Source organism: Actinoplanes sp. SE50/110, from assembly GCF_900119315.1.
GTDB lineage: Bacteria > Actinomycetota > Actinomycetes > Mycobacteriales > Micromonosporaceae > Actinoplanes.
On record NZ_LT827010.1, the window covers coordinates 3,954,817 to 3,981,423 of the forward strand.

Here is a 26,607-nt window from a genome sequence, read left to right on the forward strand (position 1 = left end):
TCGCCTCCTCAGACGATGCCGAGGCAGATGCCGAACTCGGGCCTCGAGTCGAGCAGGTACGCCCCGGCGGACTGGAGGATGCGATCCTGTGCGATCAGGTGCTGGCACATGGTGGTGGTGTCGCGCAGCCACCGGTCCATCGGTGAGCTGCGGTTGATCGACCAGGCCTGGAGCAGGTCGTACAGGCGATCGACGATGCGCCGGGAGGTGCGGAACGCGTGCACCCACGAGGTGGGGCAGGCGGCTCGTTCCCACCGGGTCAGGTCGTCGAGGGTGCCGCCGGCCGACAGGACCTCCCATTGCCGGGTCATGGCCGTGTAGACGCCGGCGCGGGCGGCGTTGTACTCGGCCTCGCACTCGGCCAGGGTGACCTGGACGCGGAAGCTGTCGGCCCAGGCGGTCCCGGTCATCCGGTCGGTCCGTCGCAGTGAGATCTCGCGGGCGTGGTCCAGCGCGGCGCGGGCCACCCCGAGGGGAACCCCGCACATGGTCCGGGTGAACGAGTCGGGCTGGGCGAGGGGGCCGGGGGTGCCCTTGACGGTGTCGAAGGTGAGGGTGTGCTCCTCGGGGACGTAGACGTCGGTCATGGTGTAGTCGCTGCTGCCGCTGCCGCACAGTCCGGTGGTGTCCCAGTTGTCCAGGACCTGGACGTCGGATCGGGGGACCAGGAACTGCCGTGACTCGTGCGGGTTGCTGCCGTCGGGGCTGGCGTACGGTTCGCCGTCCTGGAAGACGAAGGCGCCCGACATCACCCAGTCGCTGTGGTTCACCCCGCTGCCGAACGACCACCGGCCGGACAGCCGGTACCCGCCCGGTACCCGTTCGGCCCGGCCGGACGGCTGGAGCAGGCCGGCCACGACCATGTCGATGCTGGAGAACATCCCGCGCGCCACGCCCGGGTCCAGGAAGCGGCTGTAGATGCCGCTGTTCGCCCCGATCACCGCACACCAGGCGGCCGAGGCGTCACCGTACGCCAGGGCCTCGATGATCTGAATCTGCTCCATGGAGGTGAGCCCGGGGCCTTCGCGCTCCGGGCCGAAACACATCCGGAAGACGCCGGTGCCGCGCAGCAGCTCGACGACGTCGGCGGGCAGTGTGCGGGCCTTTTCGATCTCGGCCGCCCGCTCGCGCAGTACGGGGGCCAGGGCTTTCGCGCGGTCGAGGATTTCGGCTGCCGTCCGGGGTGGTGAGATGACCGGCACCTGCGTCGTGGTCATGGCGGTACTCCTAGGTCGGGTTTCAGCGGACGATGCCGAGGCAGATGCGGAATCTCGGCGGCCGGCCCAGCAGATAGGCTCCGGCGGACTCGAGGATCGCGTCCTGGGCACTGAGGTTCTGGCACATGGTGGTGGTGTCGCGCAGCCACCGGTCCATCGGTGAGCTGCGGTTGATCGACCAGGCCTGGAGCAGGTCGTACAGGCGGCCGACCACCCGGCGTGAGGTGCGGAAGGCGTGCAGCCAGGCGATCGGGGACGCCGCCCGCTCGTCGAGCGTGAGATCGTCGAGGGTGCCGCCGGCCGACAGGACCTCCCATTGCCGGGTCATGGCCGTGTAGACGCCGGCGCGGGCGGCGTTGTACTCGGCCTCGCACTCGGCCAGCGTGACCTGGACGCGGAAGCTGTCGGCCCAGGCGGTCCCGGTCATCCGGTCGGTCCGTCGCAGTGAGATCTCGCGGGCGTGGTCCAGCGCGGCGCGGGCCACCCCGAGGGGAACCCCGCACAGGCTGCGCATGAACGAGTCGGGCTGGGCGAGGGGGCCGGGGGTGCCCTTGACGGTGTCGAAGGTGAGGGTGTGCTCCTCGGGGACGTAAACGTCGGTCATGGTGTAGTCGCTGCTGCCGCTGCCGCACAGTCCGGTGGTGTCCCAGTTGTCCAGGACCTGGACGTCGGATCGGGGGACCAGGAACTGCCGTGACTCGTGCGGGTTGCTGCCGTCGGGGCTGGCGTACGGTTCGCCGTCCTGGAAGACGAAGGCGCCCGACATCACCCAGTCGCTGTGGTTCACCCCGCTGCCGAACGACCACCGGCCGGACAGCCGGTACCCGCCCGGTACCCGCTCCGCGTGCCCGGCGGGAGCCAGGACACCCGCCGTGATGGTGTCCAGCGTCGGATAGATCTTCTCGGCGACCGCGCGTTCCAGGAAATTGCTGAGGAGGCCGGTGTTGGCGCCGATGATGCCGCACCAGGCGGCGGAGGCGTCACCGTACGCCAAGGCCTCGGCCACCTGGGTCTGCTGCATGGAGGTGAGCTGCGGGCCGCCCCAGTCCTCGCCGAAACACATCCGGAACACGCCGGTGCCGCGCAGCAGCTCGACGACGTCGGCGGGCAGGGTGCGGGCCTGTTCGATCTCGGCCGCCCGCTCCCGCAGCAGCGGGGCGAGAGCCTTGGCGCGGTCGAGGACATCGTCCGCGGAGAGCGTGGTCGGGGTCATGTGTTCACAGCTCCTCGGAGTCGACGTCGAGCAGACCGGCCGGCATGGCGAACGGGGTCTGCCCGTCCGGCGGCCCGACCGGGTCGCCGGTGAGATGCACCAGGGCCGCCGCCGCGGCGAGCCGGTCGAGGCAGGTCGCGGTGTCGTCGGCCGCACACACCACGAACGAGTGCCGCGCCAGGTAACCGCCTGGCGGCAGGCGCAGCAGGGCGCCGGGTTCGGCCATCGGTGCCGCCGCGACCAACCCGGGCGCCGCGTCCGGGACGGTGATCGACCGCAGGACGCAGTCCTGTTCGGGGTAGCCGAACCGGATGCCGGCCACCATCCGGCGGGTCGCCGTCAGGTGCGGCCGCTGCCCGGTCGCCACGTCGAAGAGCACCTCACCCGGTTCGATGCCGGTGGCGGTCCGGCCCAGGAACGGGATCAGGTCGCCGCCGAGCCGGCCGTTCACCTCGATGATCAACGGCCCTTGGGGTGTCAGGCGCAGCTCGGTGTGGGTGATGCCGTCCTCGACGCCGAGCGCCCGGTGCGCGCGGGTGAGCACCTGCATCAGGTCGCGGTCGGCCAGCAGCGGGTCGGCGGCGTCGACCAGATGGCCGGTCTCCTCGAAGTACGGTTCCTCGCCGCTCTGCTTGCGAGCCACGAACATCGGCAGGTACTCGCCCTTGTGCACGGCGCCGTCGACGCTGATCTCGGGACCGCGGGCGTACTGCTCGACGATCACACAGGCCCGGTACGGTCCGGGATCCACCTCGCTCGCCGACAGCGCGACCCGGAAGCCGTCGTCCAGTTCGGACTCGTCGGCGGCCAGCACCACGCCGATGCTGGCGCCCATCGCGCGGGGCTTGAGCACCACCGGGTACCCGATCCGCGCGGCGGTCGCGCGGGCCTCCTCGACGGTGTGGGTGAGCCCGAAGGCCGGCTGGTGCAGTCCGGCCGCGGTCAGCTCGGCGCGGGTCCGTTGCTTGTCGCGGCAGCCCTGTACGCCGGCCTCGGACAGTCCGGGCACCCCGAGCTCGGCGGCGATCAGGCCGGCGTCGAGCACGAGCGGCTCGTCCCAGCACATCAGCGCCACGATGCGGCGGCGCGCGGCGATCCGGTCGACGGCCTCGCGCATCGTCCGGGTGTCGAACACGTCGGCGACCACGATCTCGTCGAAATACTCGCTCTGCCAGGTCGGCCGCAGGTTGTTGACCAGCACCATGTCGAGGCCGGCCTCCTCGGCGCGGCGCCGGATCGGTCGGATCAGGTACTCGCGATACACCTTCAGGCCGCTGCCGATGACCAGCAGCGTGCCCCGGTCCGTTGCCGGGCGGGTGTCGATGCGGACGAGATCGGCTGCGGTCCGCGCCCGCCGTAGCGCCTGGCCGGCGTCGGCGCCGGTGGCCATGACGATGCCGGCCCGGTCCCAGGAGCTGCGCACGGCGGGGGACAGCTGCCCCGGCTCGACGGTGACCTGGACCAGGAGCACCCCGTCGACGGCGCGGGCCTCCTCGACCCCGCTGACCTGTTCGACCAGACCGGGCGTGGCGGTCAGGAAGTGCACCGCGGCCCCGCCGGTCGCCCGCTGCGGCAGGCCGGCCGTGACGTCGGCCCCGCTCATCATGGCGTAGTAGCAGCGCAGCAGGTCCATCGGATACGCGGCTTCGATGAGGTCGACGATCCCGTCCCCGGGCAGCCGGCCGGCGCACTCCACCAGATACGGCGTGCCCTGCGAGACGATCCATTCGCAGTGCACGGCCCCGGTGCCGAAGCCGGTCGCCGCGACGACGTCGGTGGTGTGCGAGCCGAGCAGCGCGGCGAGCTCACGGGGAATGTCCGCCGGAACGATGTGGGCCAGCTCCACCGGTCGTGGTCCCGGGTACAGCCGCTTGCCGGTCACGTTGGTGAACAGTGGTACGCCGTCGCGGACGAGCATCTCGACGCTGTACTCGTCGCCGGCGACGTACTCCTCGACCAGCATGCGCACGTCCATCGGCCGGTCGGGCACGAAGATGCCCTCGTCCTGTCGGCCACAGCGCTCCCAGGCCGCCGCGACGTCACCCGTATCGTGGATCACCTCCGTGCCCACCGAGGCCTGGCGGTTGGCCGGCTTGAGCACCACCGGCCCGGTTCGCCCGGCCAGGAACGCCGCCACGTCGTCCGGTCCGGCGACCTCGGCGCTGGCTGGGTTGACGATCCCCGCCGCCCGGGTCACCTCCCGCAGCATGATCTTGTCCCGCATGATCGCGGCAGCACCGCTGCCGGCGCCGGGAAGGCCGTAGCGTTCGCTGAGGCGGGCGGCGAACGGGGTGGCGTATTCGATGGCCGGGATGACCGATGCCGGGTCCAGGCCGGGATGGGCGTCGAAGAATTCGTCGGCCGCTCCCGGCCGCAGGTACTCCCAGGCGATCAGGTCGCGGACGAACGGGACGCCGTCGAGGTGCGCGCGGACGGCACGCTTGCGGATGACGTCGGGTTCCTCGACATAGACGACCGAACCGGCAGGCTGGAAGCGGGCGACAGCGGCCAGGGTGACGCCGACGTAGCCGACGACCACCACCGGCCGGCCGGTCCCGGGCTGGACGTTCATGAGGTCTCTCCTGCGGTCTCGGTCGCGGAGGCGGGAACCGGTTCGGCCGTGCGGCGCAGCGCAAGGACGGCGAGGACACCGGCGATGCCGTTGATGAAGGCGCACAGCAGCCAGAACGGGCTGCCCAGCGCGTGCCAGGTGAGGACTCCGAACAGCGGCCCGATCGTGGCGGCCAGCCCGGCGACCGACTGCATGGTGGCGATGTACCGGGCCTTCACGACGGGGTGGAACGTGGCAGGGTGGGCGAACATGCTCGGCCCCGCGATCATCAGGCCGCCCACGGACAGCACGACGCCGATGATGAAGATCCCGCCCCACCAGGCGGCCAGGACGAACACCGCCAGCCCGATCGAGTCGAGCAGGTGCCCGAGGCCCACGGCCACGGTCTTCGGCAGCCGGGTGACGTACGTGGTGATCTTGAGCTGGGCGAGGATGACGACCAGCGACGATACGGTCAGGACCGCGCTGTACAGGGCGGCCGGGTAGTGCTCGGCCACGATCGCCAGGGGCAGGGCACTGGTCGACTGGGTGTAGGCGATCGTGCCGAGGAAGACCGCGGCCAGGTAGCACAGGAACTTCCGGTCACGTACCAGCAGGGCGTAGACCTCGCGGCCGGTGGCTTTCGGTGCCGCATCGGTCTCCGGCTCGCTGTCCGGTGTCAGGCCGACGGCCCGGGGGAGTACGAAGAACGCGAACGCCGCGTACAGCAGCGCGGTGGCGCCGTCGAACCAGTAGAGCAGGTCCCAGTCGACGAGGATCAGCCCGGCGGCTATGAGCGGCGCGAGGGCGGCTCCCAGATTCAGCGCGGTCCGCATCATCGAGAACGCCATCACCTGGTGTTCCTCCGGCATCAGATCGCTGATCATCACCGCGGCGGCCGGCCGGTACGCCTGGGTTGCCAGGCCCGCCAGCGCCACCACGACCATCAGCGCGGCCACGACTCCGGTGTGGGTGACCCACGGGATCACCCACACCGTCGGGCCGGCGACGGCCATCGCGGTGACGATGGTCAGCCGCGCGCCGACGCGGTGGGTCAGCTCGCCGCCGACCATCGTCCCGAAGATGGAGCCGACGCTGTAAGCGGCCAGGCACAGGGCGGCGGTACCCGCCGACTGCCCGCGGAACGCCAGATACAGCACCAGGAAGGTCTGGACGAACGCACCGAGCTGGTTGATGAACACACCGGTGAGGAGATGTCGGACCGGGGTGGGGGTGATTCGCAGGGTGGCGATGACTCCCGGTTGTGGGTTGTCGCTCACGGGTGCGCTCCTGTCTGACTTGTTCGCGGGTCTCTCACAGGGCCTCGCTCAGGGCCTGCACGATGCGGTCGGCGACCAGCGGCGCCGTGGAGAAGCCGCTGCCCCCGCACGCGGCGCGTGACCACACGGTCGGGCCGGCTCGGACGAGCAGGGCCCCGCCGCCGGCCGCCGCCGCGGCGTAGTGGCAGTCCTTCACGCCGACGACGGTGTACCGGCCTGCGTCGCGCACGATCCGGGCGGCGAGGACCCGCTGCGTCCACCGGGGCGCCGGGTCGTCCGGCCGGACGGTGCTCACCACCCGGCACACCGCATCCGTGCTGAGCTTGAGCAGCGTCCCGGCACCGGAGGGCACCAGCCAGGCCCGCCGGTCCGGCCCCAGCCCCCCGGCCGCCGGGGCACCGTTCCACCAGTGCCGCAGGTCGTCCGGCGGGCGCAGGTACACCATCGTCTGCCGGTACAGCACCACCGGGCTGTCGACCAGGTCGCGGGTCCAGGCGCCGGCCGCCACCAGGATCAGATCGGCGCCGAGGACCCGCCCGGAGGCGAGCCGCACCCGGCCGGTCTGCGTGTCCACCGTGGAGACGGTCTGGCCCGGGCACAGCTGCACGGTGTCCTGCCCGGCGAGCCAGCGGGCCGCGGCGCGCAGCACCCGGGCGGCGAGCAGCACCCCGGCGTCGTGTTCCTTCAGACCCACCGAGCCGGCCGGAAGGACCATGTGCGGCAGTTCACCCGGGTCGACCACCTCGACCGCGGCGCCGGCCGCGGTCGCCTCGGCGGCCAGCGCGTCCACCTGGTCGCGTGGCCTGCTGGTGACCACACCGACCCGGCGGAACAGGGTGCCGCCGAGCAGCGCCTCCAGTTCCCGCCAGCGACGGCGAGCCGTGAGCAGCTGCCCGGTGGCCTGCGGGTCGCCGGCGATGAACGCCCGGAACGCGCGGTGCTGGTCGTACGAGGCGGCCCCGGGATCGGGGGCGCCGCCACGGTCCAGCACCGTCACCCGGTATCCGGCGCGGGCACAGGCGACCGCGGTCAGTAGACCGGTCACCCCGGCACCGACGACGAGCACCCGGCGGGTCCGGGCCACGATCGTCACGCCGCCGACAGGGCGAGCAGCGGCATCGACCGGGGCATGATCCGGGTGGCCCGCGGCCGGTCCGGAATGGTGGTGTCCGGCAACGCCTGCTCCGCCAGATCGACCAGGATCGGCGCGGCGCACCGCAGGAACATCTCGACCTCGTGGCAGAAGTCGCCGGCGTCGTCCGCGCCGGCCTCCCACCGGTCCAGCCGGGACAGCTGCTCGGTCAGGGTGAACGCGGCCGCGCTGATGCTGAACCGGCGCGGCGCGAGATCCCCGCCGAACCGTCGCATCATCAGCAACGCCCGATCCCGGGAGGCCTGCGACACCGGCAGCGGCCCGCGTCCGGCCAGGGCGTTGACTCTCCGGGCGACCCGGTTCCACGGCTCGACCAGCCGTTGCCCGGTCACCCGGTCCATGGCGGAGCGGGTGAAGTTGGTGCGCTGGAACTCCGGCCCGGTCGAGGCCAGGTAGAAGCGGATGAGGTCGCGCGGGACCTCGGCGGCCAGCTCCCGGCCGGTCACCAGATGTCCGCGGCTGGTGGAGAACTTGTCGCTGTCCAGCTCGTAGAACTCGTTGGTGATGAACTGCTCGGGCAGAACGTATCCGCCCAGCGCCAGCAGCATCGCGGTGCCCACCACCACGAACGCGTAGGTGGCGTCCGAGCCGAAGAAGTAGACGACCCGGCCGTCGGCGCCGGCGTCCCACAACTCGTCCTCGCCGGTCGGTATCTCGCCCCGCGCCTCCGCCGCCAACGCGGTGCACCGCATGCTCCAGGCGATCGTCTCGGCGTCGGAGTAGATGACCTGCCCGGCGACCTCGGGGAACGGCGCCTCGATGCCCCAGGAGATCGGCAGCGTGACCGGATAGTCCGGCAACGGCCGGGACAGCATCTCCTCCATCATCCGGGCCAGCCGTGGCCGCATCGTGGGTCCGTGCTTCTCGAAGTACGCGGTCAGCCCCGCCCGGTACTCCTCGACCGGCAGGACCAGGACGCTCGCCTCGCGCAGCTCCACGACGTCGCCGGGGTCGAGGGTGGACCGCGGATCGATCAGGTCGCCGGAGGCCACCCAGGTCCCGCAGCTCTCGCACAGACCCGCGCAGCCGTCGGCGAGGCACACCGGGCAGCTGCCGCGGACGTACGCGTCGGTGAGGTATTCACCGGTGCGGGCCACGTACGGGAAGCGGACCGGCCGTAGCCGCAGTTTGCCCAGGCTGTGCAGACGCTCGAAGAACGCGATGACCGTCTTGACGTACCGGTCGTCGAACGTGACGAACCCGTCGGCCTGTACCCGCAGCGTGGCGAGGCTTTCGCGGACCAGCCCCGCCGCGCGCTCGCGCAGCTCCTCCGGTGCCTCGTCCAGTCGCCGGGCCGTGGTGACGATGTAGTTCTGGGTCGAGTGGATCCCGGTACCGAACAGCACGTCCCGGCCGACGGCCCGGGCGTACCGGGTGCAGATGTCGGCGGCCAGGAACGGCCCGGCCAGATGGCCCAGATGCAGATCACCGTTGGCGGTCGGGCCGGGCGCGACGATCATCAGCCGCTCGGCCATCAGGCGACCGTCTGCTCGGCGCGGCGGGCCAGCAGGTCCTCGAGGATGTCCTGCGAGCGGTGGGCCAGCACGCTGATCAGCGAATCGGCGATGCCGTGCGTCTGCTCGTTGAAGCCCTGCAGATACAGCGCGCCCCACGCCGAGTCGCCGATGTCGACCCGGTAGGAGCGGCTGACCGTGACGCTGTCCAGGCCGATCCGGTCGGCCAGGTCCCGCATCATCCGGGGCATCCGCTGGTCGTACCCGGTGCCCAGCAGTACCACGTCGCAGCGCAGCGGCTCGGTCTTGCCGCTGGTCCGGTCGCGCAGGTCCAGCACCACGTCCTCGCCGTCCATGGTGGCCCCGACGACCTCGCACATCGGGCGGATCGACGAGCGTTGCGGTCCGACGAACTTCTGCTGATACTGCATCGTGTAGAGCTCGTCGAGGAACGGCGGGGCGAGCCCGGCGTAGTTGGTCAGGCGCATCTCGTCGAGGATCTGGGCACGGGTCTCCGGTGCGCTGGAGTAGAACTCGTCGACGAACGACGGGAAGAACAGTTCGTTGACGAACTTGCTGGTCTGGTAGTTCTGCAGCCCGACCGAGCGGATCACCCAGGTCGACTGGCACATCGGCAGGTTCTGGTGCAGGGCGTAGAACATCTCGGCCGAGCTCTGGGCTCCACCGACGACCACCGCCCGGACGGGCCGGTCGTCGGGGATCTGGCCGATCCGGCTCTGGAACTTGGTGCTGTGGATGACCCGATCGGCCGGGAGCGTGCTGAAGACCTCCGGAATATGCGGGTCTCGTCCGCCCCCGATGACCAGGTCGCGGCAGCGGATCGTGTCGCCGTCGGTCAGGGTGACCTGCCAGCCGGCGATCGAGCCGTCGGCGGCGACGGTCGCCTCGATCGCCGACGCCCGCGCGTTGTAGCGGATGCGTACGCGCTCCAGGCTGGACGCCGCCCACTGCAGATAGTCGGACAACTCCCACCGGAACGGGTGGAAGGTCCCCATGTTGACGAACTCGTTCAGGCGGCCGCTCTCGTGCAGGAAGTTGAGGAACGAGAACCGGCTGCGCGGGTTGCGCAGCGTCACCAGGTCCTTGAGGAACGACACCTGGCTGCGGGCCCACGGCATCAGCAGGTTGCGCTGCCATTTGATGTCCGGGCTCTGTTCCAACAGCATCGTGCTGCCGGCCAGATCGGCCGGGCCGGAGTCCTCAAGCGCTACTGCGAGAGCCAGATTGGCCGGCCCCGCGCCGATCGCCAGAATGCCGACCTCATGGTCTGTCATGCATCTCACCTCGACTTATCGCTCGTGCCCGCGATCGGCTCGTTCCGGTGCGGAACCGTTGTCGACCGCCGCACCCCGATCGTCTGGGGTACCCCTGGAACACCCGCAGGAAGGACCGCTGGAACCGGCCGGGAACTCAGACTGGAACAGGCTGCGGGCACAAGGCGGCCCCCGGTTCGTCCGTACGGAGGAACCGGGGGCCGGCAGAGGAGATGGAAGGCCGTCAGGTCAGCGTGGCGGGCCGGCCGGCAGTGCCAGGGACAGGGCGAGCGACTCGTCCAGGAACATCAGGCCGCGCTGGCGGAACTCGTCGAACGCCTCGCGGATCTCGTCCGGGGACAGGCGCCCGCCCAGCCGTTCGTGGGCCGCGGCAGCACCGATCGGCCGGTCGCTGCACAGCGTGTACAGATCGGCGATCGGCCCCTCGAACGTGTAGGTGCCCTCGGTACCCGGGCGCCGGCCGTCATAGATCTGGATCACTCCCGGCGACGACCAGAAGGTCAGCGTCGGCCGGTTGCCGCCGTCCCAGGCCGCGACCCAGTCGGCCACCCCTTGGCGTACGCCGTCGTAGGCGTGCTCGGGCAGCGCGCCGGGCAGGTCGTACTCGAAGAAGTAGGCGGTCCGGCGCAGGTCCACCTCGTCGGGGTAGACATAGGTGTACGCCCGTTCCGGGGTCTTCGTCGGCGATGCGGTGAACAGCGGGCTGAACCGCTCGATCCACAGCCGCCCGGCGCTGGACGGCGGGGCGAGGTGCACCAGGTGCGGCAGCACCGCGGCCTGGTCGCGGTAGTCCTCCTCGGTCTCGCCCGGGAAGCCCCAGAGGATGTTCCAGCCGCACCCGACGCCGTAGTAGGCGGCCCAGCGCAGCAGGTTGACGTTCTGCGCGGCGCGGACCCCCTTGTTCATCAGCCGCAGGACGTTCGAGCTCAACGATTCGATGCCCGGTTGGATCCCGGTCACCCCGCCCTGGGCCAACGCGCGGACCTGACTGCGGTTCAGGTTCGCCTTGACCTCGTAGAAGATGTCCAAGGTGACGCCGGCCCGCGCGAGCACCGGGAACAGGTCCGACAGATAGGCCATGTCGACGATGTTGTCCACGCCGTGGAACCGGAAGCTGCGGTACCGGCGGGCCTGGGCGACCAGTTCGTCGGCCACCCGCTGCGGGGACTTCGACCGGAACTGCATGCTGGAGCCGTTGAGCCCGCAGAAGGTGCAGTGGTGCTTCTCGCCCCACCAGCAGCCGCGAGCGGTCTCGAAGGGAATCGGTACGGGGCTCGGGCCGGTACGGGGCAGCACGCCGAGCCGGCCGGCCCGCTCGAAATACTCGGTGTAGTCCGGCAGCGGCTGGTCGTCCAGGTGGCGTAACGGCGGGGCCGGTGGCGTGACCACGACGTCGCCGCCGTCCCGGTGCACCACACCCGGGACGGCGCCGGGGCTGGCCCCGGCGACCAGGCAGTCCAGCAGCCGGGGGAGGGCGGCATCGGCCTCCCCGACCACTGCCAGGTCGATGCAGCCCACCGCGCGGACCCATTCCGGGCCCATCTCGCCGTCGAAGTTGGCGCCGCCGAAGATGGTGACCAGGCCGGGGTAGCGCTGCTTGAGCCGGCGGGCCAGGGCGAAGGACGCGGTGTTCTGCTGGAACGTGGTGGTGAAGCCGACCGCCCGGGCGCCGTGGAAGACCGGGTCGGCGGCGAGCGCGTCGAGGTAGGCCGGCGCGTCCTCGTGCCGGACCCGCAGCAGCCGATCGCGCCACGTCGACTCGTCGGCGCCCCCCAGCTCCGCCAACTCGGCGGCGTAGTCGTCCAGCAGCTTGCCGTTCGGGTCCGGGGCGGTGGACCCGAACGCCTCCACCGAGAACAGCCAGTCCGCGACCATCCGGGCCCGCCGCCCGGCCAGGAGGTGGTAATACTCGGCTCCCAGCCGGGCGGCGAAGTCGAGGTTCCCGTGCAGGGTCTGCGCCGGGTAGCCGTGCTGCCGCAGGATCGCCGCGAGCAGGCCGATCTGAATGGAGGGCCAGCCGGTCTCCAGGAACGGCATCGCCACCAGCACCACCGGCCATTGCGCCCGTTGCCCGGCATCCGGGTGGGCGAGCCCCACCGGGGTGGCAGGGACGTCCTTGCTCACCAGCGGCAGTTCGGTACCCACAGCCGTTAGTCCCCCAGAACGATCTGGACGGTGAGGCCGTCGTCGCTCTGCGCGGGCCCCGCGACGAAGGCCGACTGGAACTGGTCGTGGATGGACGGCGCCGGGTCGGCCGCGGCGGCCCCGCCGCTCAGGACCGCTCCTGCGGCGAGGCCACCCAGGATGACGACCGCGGCCCGCCGGCCGCGCCTGGTCACGGTGTCCTTCTCCGAGTCTTCCTGCGACACTTTCTCACCTTTCGTTAGCGGCGCCACCGGCGCCGTGAGCGTCCAACCGTGCCTGGAGGAGCACGGCGTCGGGGTGGCCGAGCTCCTCCAAGATCGTGCGAGCCTGCTCCCATCGGCTCCGGGCCTGGTCGATGCGACCGGATGCCTGCTGGGTGTCGCCGAGGCGCTGCAGGGTGATCGCCACCTCGTAGCGGTCACCGAGCTCACCCCACCGGGCGAGCGCCTGCGCATAGGAGTCGAGCGCCTCGTCGTAGTGGCCGAGGTGGTGATGGGCGTTGCCGAGGATGGCCCAGGTGTCGGCCTGGCCGGGCCAGTTGCCCTCGCGGTGCAGGCGCAGCGCGTCGTGGCAGTGGCGCATCGCCGCGTCGTGGTCGCCGAGCCGGCTGTAGTACCAGCCGACCCAGCTCAGCGCGTCGGCCTTACCCATCCGGTCGCCGGCCTCGTGGAACTGGCACAGGGCCCGGGTGGCCCGCCGCAACGCCTGCTCGTACTCGCCCCGGTGTTCCAGTCCACGGGCGATGTCGAGCAGCAGCCGGCCCTGCCGGGACCTGTCACCGAGCTGGTCGAACAGGTGCAGCGCCCGCTCCGCGTGGGTGTCGGCCTCCGCGATCAGGCCGAGGTGACGGCAGGCGATGTTGAGCAGCTGATGCGCCTGCGCCACGCCGGCCCGGTCGCCGAGCTGGCGGCTGGCGAGCAGGGCGGCCCGCAGGCAACGGGCCCAGCTGTGGAACTGGCCCTGGTAGTTGAGGAACGCGGTGACCGTCCAGGTGAGGCGGCTCGTGTACGCGGTGAATCCGGCTCCGGTGGCATGGGCGATCGCGTTCAGCAGCACCGGTTGTTCGGCGGTGAACCAGGCCAGTGCCTCGTCCGGGCCGGCGAAGGCCAGCACCGTGGCGTCCGGCCCGGGAGGATCGACGACGATCGGTGTGCGGTACGGATACAGGGTGCGGTCGGCGGCATGCGCCGAATGCAGGTAGTGGTCGAGCAGCCGTTCGGTCGCCGCCTGCCGCTCGGTCACCGATTCCTCCTCCTCGACCTGCTCGGCCGCGTACGCCCGCAGGAGGTCGTGGAAGGTGAAACGGCCGGGTGTGTGCTCCTCGATCATGTGGGCGCCGGACAGTTCGGCCATTATCCGGCGGGCCTGTCGCGCCGGGACCCCGGCGAGGCTGGCCGCGGCCGGTGCGGTGATGTCCGGTCCCGGGTGCAGCCCGAGCAGTCGGAACAGCCGGGCCGCCGGGGCGCTGAGCTGGTGGTACGACCAGGACAGGACGGCCCGCGCGTCGGTGCTCTCGGTCTCGCCGATGAACGCGTCCAGCACGTCGGCCCGGGCCGGGCGCAGTTCCTCGGCCAGCGCGGACAGCCGGTACCGCGGGTGCGGTGCGGCCCGGGAGGCCACCAGGGCCAGCGCCAGGGGGAGCCGGGCGCAGGCCGCGACCACCGCGGCCGCCGCCAGCGGCTCGGTGGCCACCCGCTCGGGACCGATCCGGCGGCTCAGCAGTTCCGTGGCCTCCTCGGCGGTCGGCAGCTCCACGGTCACCGGGACGGCGCCGGCCGCGACCAGGCCGGAGAGCCGGCTGCGGCTGGTCACCACGACCATGCAGCCGGGCGTCCCGGGCAGCAAGGGGTGTACCTGCTCGGTGTTGCGGGCGTTGTCCAGCACCAGCAACAGGCGCATACCGGCGAGCAGGCTCCGGTAACGGGCGGCCAGCTCATCGACCGTACCCTCGATCTGCTGCGTACCGACCCCGAGCGCGTCGAGGAGACCACGCAGCACCTCGGCCGGCCGTGCGACCGACCCGGACGGGTCGAAGCCGTGCAGGTTCACGTACAGCTGGCCGTCGGGGAACCGATGGCTGATGCGGTGGGCCCACTGCACGGCCAGTGAGGTCTTGCCGACACCGGCGGTGCCGGTGATCGCCGCGATCATCACGCTCTGCCCGCTGGCGGCCAGGGCGTCGAGGCGGTCCAACTCGGCCCGGCGACCGACGAACTCGGGCAGCCCGTGGGGCAGTTGAGCGGGTCGGGGTTCCGGCCGGGCCGGCCGGACGGGGAGCGGGGCCGGTCCGGGCGATGCCGGCACGGCCCCCGTCTGCGGCACCCGCGGGCCGGGGGCCAGCAGGTCCGGATCACCGTTGAGGATCCGCTTGTGCAGGGCCTGCAGTTCCGCCGCGGGCTCCACGCCGAGCTGGGAACTCAGGTGGTCGCGGGCCTCGCGGAAGGCCGCGAGCGCTTCGCCCTGCCGTCCTTCCTGGTACAACGCCCGCATGAGCAGGGCCCACAGCCGTTCCCGCAGAGGGTGCTGGGCCACCAGGCGGCCCGCCTCCTCGGCCAGGTCACGGTGCTCGCCCAGAGCCAGATCGATCTCGATACGCTCCTCTAGCGCGCTGATCCGCCGCTCGGCCAGGCGGTTGCGCTCCGCGTCCAGCAACGGGCTCGACAAGCCGTTCAGCGCGGGACCGCGCCACAGCTCCAGAGCTTCGTGCAGTGATCGGGATGCCGCTTTGAGGTCACCCTCGACGCGAGCGGCCCGCGCGCGGGCCACCCCGCGCTCGAACTCCTCGAGGTCGAGTCCGCCGTCGGGCAACGACAGGAGGTAGCCGGCGTCGGTCCAGGACAGCACCTGCGACGGGTGGTGGCCGGGCCGCACCGGTTCCAGCACGCGGCGCAGACCGGACACGTACTTCTGGACGAGATTCACCGCGTACGCCGGGGTGGACTCGCCCCAGATCGCCTCGATCAGCTCGGCGCGGCCGGTCGGCCGGTTGGCGCTCAGGGCCAGCACGGCGAGGACCACCTGCTGGCGCACCGGACCGAGACTGACCTGCTCGTCGTCGCGCCAGCCGAGCAGCGGCCCCAGGAGCTGGAGCCGGACCTGTGGCCCGTGGTGGCCTCTCACCGCGGCCAGCCGTCAGTCATGTGGAGCCCCTCATCGCGAGAACGTGGGACAGTCCAGTTGGCCACCGTCCCTGCTGGCAGCTTGGATTGTAAAGCGATGAACGTCTAAATCTACCGGTCATTTTTCACCAGTATCCGACAGCAGGGAAAGGCGGACATCGACGTCATATCCACATGGTTTGTCCGTCCGAACGTCGACATCGGAAGCTCCGTTGAGCTGGTCATCAGCCTGATACGCGACGGGAGCGGTACGTTTTGCGGATCGCGCACCGGCACTGTCTGCTGTATAGAACGTTGACGAATAGGCCGACCGCTGCGGTTGTCCGAAAAGCTGTCCGGCCGTGGGCGGCAATGGGGCGATGCGGTTAGGTGGAACAGTTCCCGAGCCGTTCGGGCCGTCGGTTCCCGCCCGCGTGCCGTGGCCTCGGCGTCATCGCCACCGTGACGTCGGCGCGGCGACGGTGTTGACGACGTACACAAGGGAAAGGACTTTGATCGTGGAAAGCCGGGAACGCCGGGAACGCGGCGTGGTGGCCACGTTCCCGGCGGATCGTCAGCTGGTGAAATCGTTGAGGTCGTAGATGCCGAGGATGGTGCTGCCCGTCGGCCCGAGGTCGGCGTAGAGCGACGCCTCCACCATGATCAGGCCGCGGAAGGCGCCGTTGTCGTCCAGCACCTGCAACGCCGGCTTCAGGTGCCCGTGCACGATGCACGGGTCGGCGTGCACGGCGAACTGCTCATGGTTGTAGTACATCCGGCGGTCGGCGCCGCTGCCGGCGAGGTAAGCCTTGTTGGCGGAGTTGCCGACGCTGATGCAGGTGGCGCTGCACAGCTTGACGGTGGCTCCCGGGCGCAGGCCGAGCGAGGTGGTGCCCCACGGCGTCGGGTTCGTCGTCACACCCTCGGCGTTCTGGATGTACCGGCCGCTGAGCGTGGTGTTCGCGGCGAGCACCTGCTGCGCGGACAGGCCGGAGCCGAAACTGATCCGGCTGCCCCAGCCCCAGCCGTTCGTCGCGGTCGGATGGCTTGCCAGCTCCACCCTGGTGGCGGTGGCCTGGTTGGTGAACTTCCAGCGCTCGGTCTGCGGGTTGCCGCTCGTCCAGGAGATCGTCAGATCGTCGCCGGAGACGGACCAGGTGCCGAAAAGCTGCTGCGCGGGGTTCTGAAAACCGTCGGTGGTCAGGATCGGGCAGCTGTTGCCGCAGCCCTCGTTGGTGAACCCGGACGCGACGCTGGCCTCGGGTGTCTGGCTGTTCCACGCCCAGTAGTCCGCCCGGGCCGACCCGTCGGCGCGCAGACTGTACTCGGCGAGCCGGACGAACGACGTGGCGCCGGCGTTGCGCATCAGCACCACGGTGTAGTTGGCCCGGTTACCGGGCGGAGTGGCGGTCGCCGCGGTGGCGGCGCCGGTGAGCCCGGCCATCGCCGCGACACCCACCAGGATCGACATCATCGCCGCGGCGAGCAACCGCCGGGCGAATCCCCATGTGAAGCCGATTTGGATCTCATGAATAGCTACCGTAATGAATGGAGGCAGCCTCCACTGAACCGGTGTTCCATCGCCGCCTCGGTATGGTTCGGGCTCGCTCAACCGCTTGTCTGATCAGGAGTGTCATGGGGATGTCACGGAGGCTCGCCGCGCTGGTGAGCAGTCTCGTCCTTGTCGTCGGGCTCGGCTGCGGCACGTCGGCCGCGGTCGCCGACGCGCCGCAGCCGGAGACCGCGGCGCCGCTGCGTTTCGTGGCCTACAACCTGTGCGGCAACATGTGCGTGGCCGACGGGACCGGTGCCGACGACGCGCACCGCACCGCCACCGTCGTCGCTCAAGCCGCGACCGGCGGCTGGCGCGCGGACTACCTCTTCCTCGAGGAGGTCTGCAGGTATCAGTACGACGACATCGCCGCGAAGCTGCCGGCCGGCTTCACCGGCGTGTACGCCGAGCGCCTGCCGGCCGGCACGGTGATCAGCGGCCGGAAGGTGTGCAAGGGATCCGCCTACGGCGAGGCGGTCTTCGCGCGCGGCACCAAGGTCGGCGAGCAGATCCTGACGCTGACCGTCGGCGCGGAGCAGGAGCCGATCAAGAGCCCGTGCGTCAAGAGCTGGGTGCAGAACCGTCTCACCTGGGCGTGCACCGCACATCTCTACTGGAACGAGGCGGCCTTGCGGGAGGGCAACGCGCGCAAGCTCACCGACCAGACCCGGGCCTGGGAGGCCGCCGGCCTTCCGGTGATCATCGGCGGCGATTTCAACGGTCAGCCCGGCACCACGACCACCGACGCGTTCTACTCGCCCGGCACCCAGCAGGGCAGCGGCGACATGACCGAGGTGGACGAGACGGACGGGGACCACTTCCCGTCCGGGTGCACCAGCGGGCACTGCCGGTCCGGCGAGCCGACCTTCCACGACGGCCGCAAACTCGACTACATCTTCGTCACCTCGCGCTTCTTCCGCGAGGTGGTCGGTGACGCACTGCCGCAGGACGCGACCGTCTCCGACCACCGGCTGCTGCGCGGCGGCGCCGCCTGGGCCGACTGCGGCGCGCTGAGCCCGGGCGCGGCGGGACTGTTCCGGATCGACGCGGCCGGTCTGCTCTACCACTATGCCGGCCAGGCCGGTGGCACCCTGGCCGGCGCCTGCAAGCGCGGTTACGGCTGGGCCCCCTCCTACCTCACCCACGTCGCGCGGCAGGGCACCACGCTGGTCGCCGTCGACCGGGACGGCGTGCTGTGGCGCTATCCGGCGGACCCGGCGAACGGACGGTACACCGGCGGCACCAAGGTTCGGGCGGGCTCCGGATTCGGCGGCACCGAGACGCTGCTGGCTCCGGGTGACATCGACGGTGACGGTCAACCCGATCTGGTCGTCCGCGACCGGCAGGGCACGTTGTCGCGATACCCGGGCACAGCGGCCGGTGGTTACGGCCCTCCGATCGCGATCCCGGCGGCCGCGGGCGTCCCGTGGAGCACGTACGATCTGCTGTTCTCCCCGGGCGACTTCGCCCGCGACGCCGCGGACGCCCCGGACCTGATCGGCCGCACTGCGGACGGTGCCCTCTGGCTGCTGCGGGGCGACGGCCGGGGCGGCTTCGGGCCGGCCACACAGATCGGCACCGACTGGCAGATCTACCCGGCCATCGCCGCGGCCGGTGACGTGGACGGCGACGGCAACCAGGACTTCATCGGCCGGGACACCACCGGCACGCTGTGGTTCTACCGGGGCGACGGGAACGGCGGCTACGCCGCCCGCAGCCAGCTCGTCACCTGGCCGGACGGTGAGCCCCTGTTCTGAGCCCATGCGGTGATTCCGGGACGTGGGGACGATGGGGCGCCGCCACAGCCGGTAGGGTTCGAGCATGGTCCGGGACGAGCTGGTGCGGCTCCGGGAGGACGCCGAGGCGGAAGCGGCGACGCTGGCCGGTGACCTGGACGCGCTCTTCGCGGCGTCCCGGGATTCCAACGCCGACGACGAGCACGACCCGGAGGGCGCCACCATCGGCTTCGAGCGGGCCCAGCTGACCGCGCTGCTGACGGCCGCGCGGCAACGGATCGCCGAGGTCGACGACGCCCTGGCCCGGGTGGACGCGGGCGGCTACGGCGTCTGCGAGGGCTGTGGCCGGCCGATCGCCGCCGAGCGGCTCGCCGTCCGTCCGTTCGCCCGGCACTGCATCTCCTGCGCCTGACCCACCCGGGACGGCATGACAGGATGACATCCATGTCGGTCGATTACATCGCGCCGCACTGGGCCAACGCCGCACTGGTCACCATCGATCTCCAGGTCGACTTCGCCGAGGGCGGGGCCGGCGCGATCCCCGGCACCACGGCGGTCCTGCCCGCGGTGCGCCGGCTCGCCGCCGGCTTCCGGCGCGCCGGCCTTCCGATCGTCCACATGATTCGGCTGTACGTTCCCGGCGGTGCCGACGTCGACCCGCCGCGCCGGGCGTTCGTGGCGGCGGGTGGTCAGCTGGTCGCGCCCGGCACCGCGGGCTCGGCGCTGCTGCCGGGCGTCACCGGCGACTCGGGACCGTTCGCCCTGGACGCCGCGGAACTCCTCGCGGGGCGGGCGCAGTCCGTGCGTACCGCCGAAATCGTGTTGTTCAAACCGCGCTGGGGCGCCTTCTACCGCACTGATCTGGAGGAACGGCTGCGCGAGGCGGGCGTCGACACGGTGGTGGTGGCCGGCTGCAACCTGCCGAACTGCCCCCGGGCCACCGTGTTCGAGGCCAGCGAGCGCGACTTCCGCACCGTGCTGCCGGTCGACGCGATCTCGCAGGTCACCGCGGAGCGGGTGACCGACCTGGCGCGGATCGGCGTGGCCACGCTCACCGTCGACGAGATCCTCGCCGGCCTGCCGTCCTGAGGTGTTCCGGCAGTACCTGTCACCCGGCCCTGGTTTGCTGGATCGTGAAAGGGTCGAATCTGCCGGAAGTTAAGGATCACAGGCATGCGTGCCACTCTCATGTTCGGCGCCGGTGACGTCCGCGTCGAGACCGTCGCCGACCCGGCCCCGCAGCGTCCGACCGACGCGGTCGTCCGCGTCGTGCGGTCCTGCGTCTGCGGCAGCGATCTGCACCCGTACCACTCGATGCCCGCCGCCGAGCAGGGCCGGCAGGTCGGCCACGAGTTCCTCGGCATCGTCGAGCAGACCGGCGCGGACGTGGCCACGGTGAAGGCCGGCGACCTGGTCGTCGCGTCGTTCTCCTACCAGGACAACACCTGCGAGTTCTGCCGCGCCGGCGTGCAGACCGCGTGCGCCCACCCGGAAGCCGGCTTCTTCGCCGGCGCCCAGGCCGAACTCGTCCGGGTTCCGCTCGCCGACGGCACCCTGGCGAAACTGCCGGTGCCGGCCGACTCGGAGCTGCTGCCCTCGCTGCTCACGCTCGCCGACGTTTACGGCACCGGGTACCACGCCGCGAAGAAGGCCCAGGTGACGCCGGGCGACACGGTCGCGGTGATCGGCGACGGCGCGGTCGGCCTGCTCGCCGTCCTGTCCGCCAAACAGCTCGGCGCCGGGCAGATCGTGCTGATGGGCCGGCACAAGGCACGCACCGACCTCGGCGTCGAATTCGGTGCCACGGACGTGGTCGCCGAGCGGGGCGAGGAGGGCATCGCCAAGGTCCGCGAGCTCACCGGAGGCGGCGCGCTCAAGGTCCTGGAGGCGGTCGGTCACCGGCCGGCGTACGACCAGGCCGTCGGCATCGTCCGTGCGGGCGGGGTGATCAGCCGGGTCGGCGTCCCGCAGTACGACGAGGCTCCGGTGGGCCGGGCCAGCCTGTTCGGCCGCAACATCACACTCAACGGTGGGCCGGCGCCGGTCCGCGCCTACGTCGACGAGCTGCTGCCGGGCATCCTGGACGGCAGCGTCAACCCGGGCAAGGTGTTCGACCGCACCGTGTCGATCGAGGAGGTGCCCGCCGCGTACCGCGCGATGGACGACCGTGAGGTGCTCAAGGCCCTGATCGCGTTCTGACCGGACGGGCCGCGTCGAGAGGGTCGCCGCGGACCTCGGCCGGGACGCGGCCCCGCCGGCCACCGCCCGACCTCAGCCGCATGCCGAGGGCCCGCCGATGGCGTGTATCTCCTCGGCATAAACGTTCCACAGGTCGCGGGAAAGGAAGTGGCCGGCGCCGGGAATGATGCGCAGTCGTGCGCCGGGTACGGCTGCGGCGATGGCGCGGGCGGCACCGACCCGGACGATCGGGTCCCGCTCGCCGTGCAGGACCAGGGTCGGTGCGGTGATCCGGTGCAGTGGGCCGCCGGACCATGTCGCGCCGGTCTGGCGGCTCTGGGCCTCGTCGTCGCGGAAGCTGGCGACGTGGTGGGCGGCCTCCCTGGTGACGAACTCGCGGACGTCGCGTTCGGTCATGTCCTGGCCGGGCGCGGCCAGGATCCGGGCGATGGCCACGGCGAGGCGCAGGTCGCCGTCGGGCGTGGCGGGGTGGTGCAGGCGGGCGAACCTGACCAACGGCGCAAGGCGCAGATGGCGCAGGGTGCGCAGGCCGCGGACGTCGCTGGGGATCGCGGCGGAGCTCGTCATGGTGAGAACCCGGCCGGGATGGCGGATCGCGATGCGCTGGGCGACGAGACCGCCCATCGAATGGCCGAACAGGTGTGCGCGGTGCCAGCCGAGGGTGTCGAGAACGGCGACCGCGTCATCGGTGAGGTCCTCCGCGGTGTACGCCGGCGTCGATCGGCGCACCAGCGCCGCGATCGGCGGGCCGGTACGCCGAACGGCGGGCAGGCGGGTGGACTGCCCCGCGTCGCGCTGGTCGTAGGCGGCGACGTGGAAGCCGCGCCGCACCAGCTCGGTGACCAGGCCGTCCGGCCACCAGAACCGTGACGTGCCCAGGCCCATCACCAGCAGCAGCGGAGCGCCGCCGGCGCCGCCGAGCTCCTCGACGGCGATCCGGACCCCGCCGTTGATCGCGTACTGCGTGGTCATGTCGCTCCTCTCGGTTTGTTTGCGAACGGTGTACGCGAACATCGTATGCGAAGATGGGAGGCGGCGACAGGGCGCACGAAGGGAGCCGGTGGGTGGTCGGGCAACAGGAACCGGTGATCTGGCTGCGCCCCGAACGTGCCGCGGCCGGGAGGCCGGCCGAGCGCAGCCGCGCCGAGATCACCGCGGTCGCGGTGCGGCTGGCCGACCACGAGGGGCTGGAGGCCGTCTCGATGCGCCGCGTCGCCGCCCTGCTCGGTACCGGGGCGGCCTCGCTGTATCGCTACGTCGCCACCCGCGACGATCTCCTGGACCTGATGATCGACAGCACGGCCGGCGAATACCGGCTGTCGGCCGCGAGCGGCGACTGGCAGGCCGACCTGCTGGCCGTCGCCCACCAGGCCCGCGACATCATGCGCCGGCACCCGTGGCTGCCCGCCCTGGTCATCGCCCGCCCGGCGCTCGGGCCGCACGGGATCGACCTGCTGGAGCACGTCCTCGCCGTCCTCGACGGCCATCCCGCCGAGCCGGCCCGCAAACTGCGGGCGTTCGCGCTCCTCGGCGGATTGACCGCGCTGTTCGTCCAGAACGAGGTGGCCGCCGCCGACGTCGCACGCCAGAGCGCCTATCTCCGCCACGCCGCTGCGGCAGGAGACCACCCGTACATCGCCGCCGCGCTCGCCGCCCCGGTTGGGTCACCCCCGCCGGAACCGTTCATCGCCGTGCTCACCGGTGCTCTGACCAGCGTGCTCGGCCCCGACACCGCGCACGCCTGACGGCGGCGGCGTGACGGCGTGCCGCAGCGAGTATTCAGGGCTGGCGTAAGCGCCGCCCTGGACGGCTGCGGAGTCGGTGGTGGCCTCCGAGCCGGGCACTCGCGCGGCGTACGTTTCAGCGTTGTCCACCGGCTGATAGCCGATCTGGGCTCCGGCCGCGGTGTCCCAGAACCTCCGGGTGTTCGCCGAGACCGCGTAGGCGGTCACGAAGTGCACATCGGGCGCGGTGATCGCGGCCCGGATGAAACCGACGCCGTCCCGTGGGCTCAACCACGTCGCCAGATACCGCGCCTCGGTGGGCTCGTCCTCGAAGCTGCCGATGCGCAGGCACACCACCGAGAGCCCGAACTTGTCGGCATACAGGCGCCCGAGTGCCTCGACGGCCACCTTGCTGACCCCGTAGAACCCGTCCGGCCGCACGGGGTCGTCCGGTGTGACGACCTGGCCGACCGGGTAGAAGCCGGTGACGCGGTTGCTGCCGGCCAGCACCACCCGCCCCACCCGGTGCCTGCGGGCGGCCTCCAGAACGTGGTAGGTGCCCAGCACGTTGCTGTCGAGCAGATCGGCCATCGGCGCCTCATCCGGCAGCCCGGCCAGATGCACCACGGCGTCCGCACCCGCCATCGCGGCGGCCACCGCGTCCAGGTCCGCCAGGTCCAGCCGGATCGTCTGCTCCACCGGCGACTCGACGGACAACGGAACCCGGTCGACCAGCACGAGCCGGCGAACATCGGCGCGCAGATGTCGACGCACCACCGAGCCGATTCGCCCCGCTGCCCCGGTGATGACGACCGTACCCAGATCTGCCCTCATGCATGGCATTCTGCCGACACCCACCGACATTTCGGAGAACGTCTATCGCCGGGACCTTGCTCGCGCGTCGACCAACCGCGTTCGCCGCCCTCGCTGATCCGGTCAGCCGCGCCTACTACGACCGCAGGAGAGCCCAAGGCAAACGCCACAACGCCGCCCTGATCTGCCTGGCCCGCCGTCGCTGCGACGTCCTATTCGCCATGCTCCGCGACAAGGTCGATTACCAGCCAAGGCCGATCGTTGCGGTCATCACCGGCTGACCACACCAGGCAGAATCTTCCGAATGAGCCGACCCCTGCTGCTACTCGACGTCGACGGCGTCCTCAACCCCCACGGAACCACTCAGCCACCGGTCGGCTACACCGAGCACCACCTGTTCCCCGAGGACGAGGAACCCGTTCGTATCAACCCCACACACGGCGCCTGGATCACCGAAGCGAGCACCGTCCTGGACATCGCATGGGCCACAAGCTGGAACGACGAAGCCAACCAGCTTCTCGCTCCGCTTCTTCACATCACACCTCTACCTGTGATCACCATGCCAGCCCCACCCTTCGACCCCAGCGACAAGATCCCACTCATCGCCGCATACGCCCAGCAACGGCCCGCGGCATGGATCGACGACCTGCACACACCCGAAGCTCGCAGCTGGGCCGCCACACGCACCAACCCCACCCTGTTGATCACCGCCGACCCGACGATCGGCCTCACCCGCGACGCCATCGACCACGTCATCGCCTGGGCCAAGGCCCTCGACACCCCATTGACAAACCCATAGGGACACCCCCCCCCGCGCGTCAGGGGCGATCGACCCGATAAATGAAATGCCAGGGATCGTCGATCGGGTTGTCGGGTACGAGGTTCCCCGCACCGACCCGGCGCAGGCCGGCCTTCTCCAGCGCTCGCCAGGAAGCCCGGTTGGCCGCCACGACCGGCACGATGACGCAGGTCGCATCGGGACGGTCGAGCCAGGTCCGCGCGACGATCGTGGTGATGATGCGGGGGCCCAGGCCGTGGCCGATCAGCGCCGGGTCACCGATGAGATAGTCGATGCTCATCGAACCGGCGGGTACATCGACGTGCGGAGCGAGTTCGTCGATGTATTCGGGGAAGTCGGCGATGCGGTACCGCTGTACCAGCCCGACCGGCCCGCCGTCGAGCATGGCGAGCAGGTCCTCGGACGGCGTCTCGCCGCGGGCCGCCGGTCCGAAGTCGCGCTCGACCGCCTCGGGAGTGGTCTCGTGGTTCCACCACCGGGCGACGTGTGGTTGTTCGAGCCATCGTCGCAGGAGTGGGAAGTCCGGCTGACCGAGCCGACGCCAGCTGATCGTCATGGGGCAGGATGTCACAGCGGTACCGCTGCCGCACGGCGATTGTTCATCGATGGCTCCACGCCCGCATCCGGCATTGTCCGAACCGGCTCGGATCCCGTTCCTTGCCGGGATCACCTCACGGCGAGACGCGCTCCTCCGAGCTTCCCTAATGTGGCGATACGGTGTATCGAGGCGGACGATGTATGGTCGTCGGCATGTTGGTGTGGGAGCGGCCCGAGCCGCCGGATCGGCCGGTGCCGAGCCCGCTGAGCAGGCAACGGATCGTCGGTGCGGCGATCCGGCTGGCGGATGCGGACGGGTTGGAGGCGGTGTCGCTGCGCAAGGTCGCGGGGGCGCTGGAGGTCGGTCCGATGCGGCTGTACGGCTACCTCGCCACCAAGGACGAGCTGCTCGACCTGATGGTGGACGCGGTCCACGCCGAGATCCGGCCGGCCGGCGAGGACTGGCGGGCGGTGCTGCGGTCGATGGCCGAGCAGACCCGGGCGGCGGCGCATCGGCACGAGTGGTTCGCCGACCTGCTCGGTGGGCGGCCGCAACTGGGGCCGCACGCGCTGGCCCGGGGCGAGGCGGTCATCGCCGCGATGGGTGCGGTGACCGTGGACGACGTGATGCCGGTGGTCGAGGCGGTCAACTCGTACGTGATCGGCGCGGTGCGGCGGGAGATCACCGAGCGGCGCGCCGAGCGGGCCAGCGGGATGGACAAGCGGCAGTGGCAGGTCGCCTCCGGGCCCTACCTGATGCGGACCTTCGCCAGCGGCCGGTTCCCGGCGCTGGCGGCGGTCGTCCGCGACGCGGCGCACCTGGACGCGGACCAGACCTTCCGCCTGGGCCTGGAGTGCATGCTGGACGGTATCGCCGCCCGGGTGCCGAAATAGTGGCCTGATCAGCCCCGCAGCAGGGCGGTCATGTCCGGCAACTTGAAGTATTCGGCGGTCGCGACCGCCGACGGGGCGCCGCCGTGCGGGTCGGCGCCGGCCGCGAGCAGCGCCCGCACCGTCTGGGCACTCTGCCGGAACACCGCTGCCGACAGCGCCGACTGGCCGCGGTCGTTCACCCGGTTCGGGTCGGCGCCGTGCCGCAGCAGCCCGGCCACCGTGTCCGCGTGCTGGTGATACGCCGCCAGGATCAGCAGCGTGTCACCCTTGTCGTTGGTCAGGTTCGCCGGCAGCCCGGCCGCGACGTTGTCCAGCAGCTCCCCGGTGTCCCCGGCGCGGGCCAGGTCGAACATGCGGTGGGCGTACGCGATCGTCTCGTCGTCCAGGTCAGGCATGCCGCTCCCATACCCCGGCCGGGGCTCAGCTACTCGACGCCTGCTGTGCCTGCCAGATCGCGATCTGCACGCCGACCACGAAAATCTGCAACGGCAGCGGCAGGCCCGGCAGATCGGCCTCGATGTTGCCCGACCACGCCCCGGTGCGCCGCACCTCGCCGGCCGGCTCCCCGCCGACCACCAACTCCTGCCGGTTTCCGAAGAACGAGGAACGACGGAATTCGTACATACGTCCGTCGGCCTGCACCGACCAGTACTTCCGCCCCGCCCGCTCCACCAGTGCCACCTCGTTGCCGGCGGCGTCGTACATTCGATACTTGGTGCCCCACCCGTTGGCCCGCACCTCGAACCGCTGCCCGTCGATCTCGAAAGCACCGCCGTTGCGCCACCACGACGGATCCCAGACAGCCACCGGACGCCCGTCCGCGTCGATCTGATACCGGCCACGCCACACGCTCGTCTTGCTGGCGGTCAACATGACCTGAGAGTAAGACGTGCCGTCACGGCCGACAGGATCGTTATAGACCCGCCGCGCAGCATGGCCGGACAGCC

The 26,607-nt window shown here is 71.2% G+C and carries 23 protein-coding genes and 1 pseudogene; 8 read left to right on the plus strand and 16 right to left on the minus strand.

The annotated features are described in order from the left end of the window. Positions 1–8: 8 nt before the first annotated feature. From ACSP50_RS17435 to ACSP50_RS17485, 11 genes are all read right to left on the minus strand, one after another. Positions 9–1,217 (minus strand): acyl-CoA dehydrogenase family protein, encoded by a 1,209-nt coding sequence (locus tag ACSP50_RS17435; RefSeq protein WP_014690557.1) that lies wholly within the window; start codon positions 1,215–1,217, stop codon positions 9–11. A gap of 22 nt (positions 1,218–1,239) precedes the next feature. Continuing rightward, entirely contained in the window at positions 1,240–2,430 is a 1,191-nt protein-coding gene (locus ACSP50_RS17440; RefSeq protein ID WP_014690558.1) for an acyl-CoA dehydrogenase family protein, read from the minus strand. 4 nt (positions 2,431–2,434) lie between these two features. After that, positions 2,435–5,002 carry an ATP-grasp domain-containing protein gene (locus tag ACSP50_RS43400; protein ID WP_014690559.1) on the minus strand — a complete coding sequence of 856 codons (2,568 nt, stop codon included), beginning with the start codon at positions 5,000–5,002 and terminating at the stop codon, positions 2,435–2,437. Continuing rightward, positions 4,999–6,261, minus strand: coding sequence for an MFS transporter (locus tag ACSP50_RS17450; RefSeq protein ID WP_014690560.1), 1,263 nt, complete (start codon positions 6,259–6,261; stop codon positions 4,999–5,001). The genes ACSP50_RS43400 and ACSP50_RS17450 overlap by 4 nt, the downstream gene beginning before the upstream one ends. Positions 6,262–6,295: 34 nt before the next feature. Then, positions 6,296–7,354 (minus strand): FAD-binding oxidoreductase, encoded by a 1,059-nt coding sequence (locus tag ACSP50_RS17455; RefSeq protein WP_014690561.1) that lies wholly within the window; start codon positions 7,352–7,354, stop codon positions 6,296–6,298. Next, a complete protein-coding gene (locus tag ACSP50_RS17460) occupies positions 7,351–8,889 on the minus strand; it encodes a class I tRNA ligase family protein (RefSeq protein ID WP_014690562.1) in 1,539 nt (512 codons plus the stop codon). Before ACSP50_RS17460 ends, ACSP50_RS17455 begins: the two co-directional genes overlap by 4 nt. Continuing rightward, positions 8,889–10,163 carry a lysine N(6)-hydroxylase/L-ornithine N(5)-oxygenase family protein gene (locus tag ACSP50_RS17465; RefSeq protein WP_014690563.1) on the minus strand — a complete coding sequence of 425 codons (1,275 nt, stop codon included), beginning with the start codon at positions 10,161–10,163 and terminating at the stop codon, positions 8,889–8,891. Before ACSP50_RS17465 ends, ACSP50_RS17460 begins: the two co-directional genes overlap by 1 nt. Before the next feature lie 228 nt (positions 10,164–10,391). Next, complete coding sequence (locus tag ACSP50_RS17470; RefSeq protein ID WP_014690564.1) at positions 10,392–12,308, minus strand: RiPP maturation radical SAM C-methyltransferase; 1,917 nt, start codon at positions 12,306–12,308, stop codon at positions 10,392–10,394. A 5-nt stretch (positions 12,309–12,313) separates the two neighbouring features. Continuing rightward, a complete protein-coding gene (locus ACSP50_RS17475) occupies positions 12,314–12,532 on the minus strand; it encodes a hypothetical protein (protein WP_014690565.1) in 219 nt (72 codons plus the stop codon). Positions 12,533–12,536: 4 nt separating this feature from the next. Beyond that, positions 12,537–15,428 carry a BTAD domain-containing putative transcriptional regulator gene (locus tag ACSP50_RS17480; RefSeq protein WP_014690566.1) on the minus strand — a complete coding sequence of 964 codons (2,892 nt, stop codon included), beginning with the start codon at positions 15,426–15,428 and terminating at the stop codon, positions 12,537–12,539. A 552-nt stretch (positions 15,429–15,980) separates the two neighbouring features. Then, positions 15,981–16,895 carry a hypothetical protein gene (locus ACSP50_RS17485; protein WP_231956958.1) on the minus strand — a complete coding sequence of 305 codons (915 nt, stop codon included), beginning with the start codon at positions 16,893–16,895 and terminating at the stop codon, positions 15,981–15,983. Between the two features lie 146 nt (positions 16,896–17,041). On the opposite strand from ACSP50_RS17485, the gene ACSP50_RS17490 reads away from it, so the two are divergent. The 4 genes from ACSP50_RS17490 (at position 17,042) to ACSP50_RS17505 (ending at position 20,893) form a co-directional block, all read left to right on the plus strand. Then, positions 17,042–18,715, plus strand: a complete 1,674-nt coding sequence (locus ACSP50_RS17490) for an endonuclease/exonuclease/phosphatase family protein (protein WP_085945574.1) — start codon at positions 17,042–17,044, stop codon at positions 18,713–18,715. A 64-nt stretch (positions 18,716–18,779) separates the two neighbouring features. Further along, on the plus strand, positions 18,780–19,106 hold the full coding sequence (locus tag ACSP50_RS17495; RefSeq protein WP_014690569.1) for a TraR/DksA C4-type zinc finger protein: 327 nt from the start codon (positions 18,780–18,782) through the stop codon (positions 19,104–19,106). 32 nt (positions 19,107–19,138) lie between these two features. Then, positions 19,139–19,783 carry a cysteine hydrolase family protein gene (locus tag ACSP50_RS17500; RefSeq protein WP_014690570.1) on the plus strand — a complete coding sequence of 215 codons (645 nt, stop codon included), beginning with the start codon at positions 19,139–19,141 and terminating at the stop codon, positions 19,781–19,783. 84 nt (positions 19,784–19,867) lie between these two features. Further along, positions 19,868–20,893: an alcohol dehydrogenase catalytic domain-containing protein gene (locus ACSP50_RS17505; protein WP_014690571.1), complete on the plus strand. Its 1,026-nt coding sequence runs from the start codon at positions 19,868–19,870 to the stop codon at positions 20,891–20,893. Positions 20,894–20,965: 72 nt separating this feature from the next. Here ACSP50_RS17505 and ACSP50_RS17510 read toward each other — a convergent pair whose 3' ends face one another. Continuing rightward, on the minus strand, positions 20,966–21,865 hold the full coding sequence (locus ACSP50_RS17510) for an alpha/beta fold hydrolase (protein WP_014690572.1): 900 nt from the start codon (positions 21,863–21,865) through the stop codon (positions 20,966–20,968). Positions 21,866–21,957: 92 nt separating this feature from the next. On the opposite strand from ACSP50_RS17510, the gene ACSP50_RS17515 reads away from it, so the two are divergent. Continuing rightward, entirely contained in the window at positions 21,958–22,638 is a 681-nt protein-coding gene (locus ACSP50_RS17515; protein ID WP_014690573.1) for a TetR/AcrR family transcriptional regulator, read from the plus strand. Here ACSP50_RS17515 and ACSP50_RS17520 read toward each other — a convergent pair. Continuing rightward, complete coding sequence (locus tag ACSP50_RS17520; protein WP_014690574.1) at positions 22,558–23,451, minus strand: NAD(P)-dependent oxidoreductase; 894 nt, start codon at positions 23,449–23,451, stop codon at positions 22,558–22,560. The two genes, ACSP50_RS17515 and ACSP50_RS17520, sit on opposite strands and share 81 nt — an antisense overlap. A 74-nt stretch (positions 23,452–23,525) precedes the next feature. On the opposite strand from ACSP50_RS17520, the pseudogene ACSP50_RS17525 reads away from it, so the two are divergent. After that, a pseudogene (locus ACSP50_RS17525) lies at positions 23,526–23,711 on the plus strand (IS110 family transposase); the annotation flags it as partial. A 23-nt stretch (positions 23,712–23,734) separates the two neighbouring features. Beyond that, complete coding sequence (locus ACSP50_RS17530; RefSeq protein WP_014690575.1) at positions 23,735–24,229, plus strand: HAD domain-containing protein; 495 nt, start codon at positions 23,735–23,737, stop codon at positions 24,227–24,229. Positions 24,230–24,248: 19 nt separating this feature from the next. Here ACSP50_RS17530 and ACSP50_RS17535 read toward each other — a convergent pair whose 3' ends face one another. Continuing rightward, a complete protein-coding gene (locus tag ACSP50_RS17535) occupies positions 24,249–24,785 on the minus strand; it encodes a GNAT family N-acetyltransferase (protein WP_014690576.1) in 537 nt (178 codons plus the stop codon). Between the two features lie 194 nt (positions 24,786–24,979). On the opposite strand from ACSP50_RS17535, the gene ACSP50_RS17540 reads away from it, so the two are divergent. Beyond that, positions 24,980–25,660: a TetR/AcrR family transcriptional regulator gene (locus tag ACSP50_RS17540; protein ID WP_043514494.1), complete on the plus strand. Its 681-nt coding sequence runs from the start codon at positions 24,980–24,982 to the stop codon at positions 25,658–25,660. An 8-nt stretch (positions 25,661–25,668) separates the two neighbouring features. Here ACSP50_RS17540 and ACSP50_RS17545 read toward each other — a convergent pair whose 3' ends face one another. Continuing rightward, on the minus strand, positions 25,669–26,055 hold the full coding sequence (locus ACSP50_RS17545) for an ankyrin repeat domain-containing protein (protein WP_014690578.1): 387 nt from the start codon (positions 26,053–26,055) through the stop codon (positions 25,669–25,671). 25 nt (positions 26,056–26,080) lie between these two features. Then, positions 26,081–26,533 carry a hypothetical protein gene (locus ACSP50_RS17550; RefSeq protein ID WP_014690579.1) on the minus strand — a complete coding sequence of 151 codons (453 nt, stop codon included), beginning with the start codon at positions 26,531–26,533 and terminating at the stop codon, positions 26,081–26,083. Between the last annotated feature and the right edge of the window lie 74 nt (positions 26,534–26,607).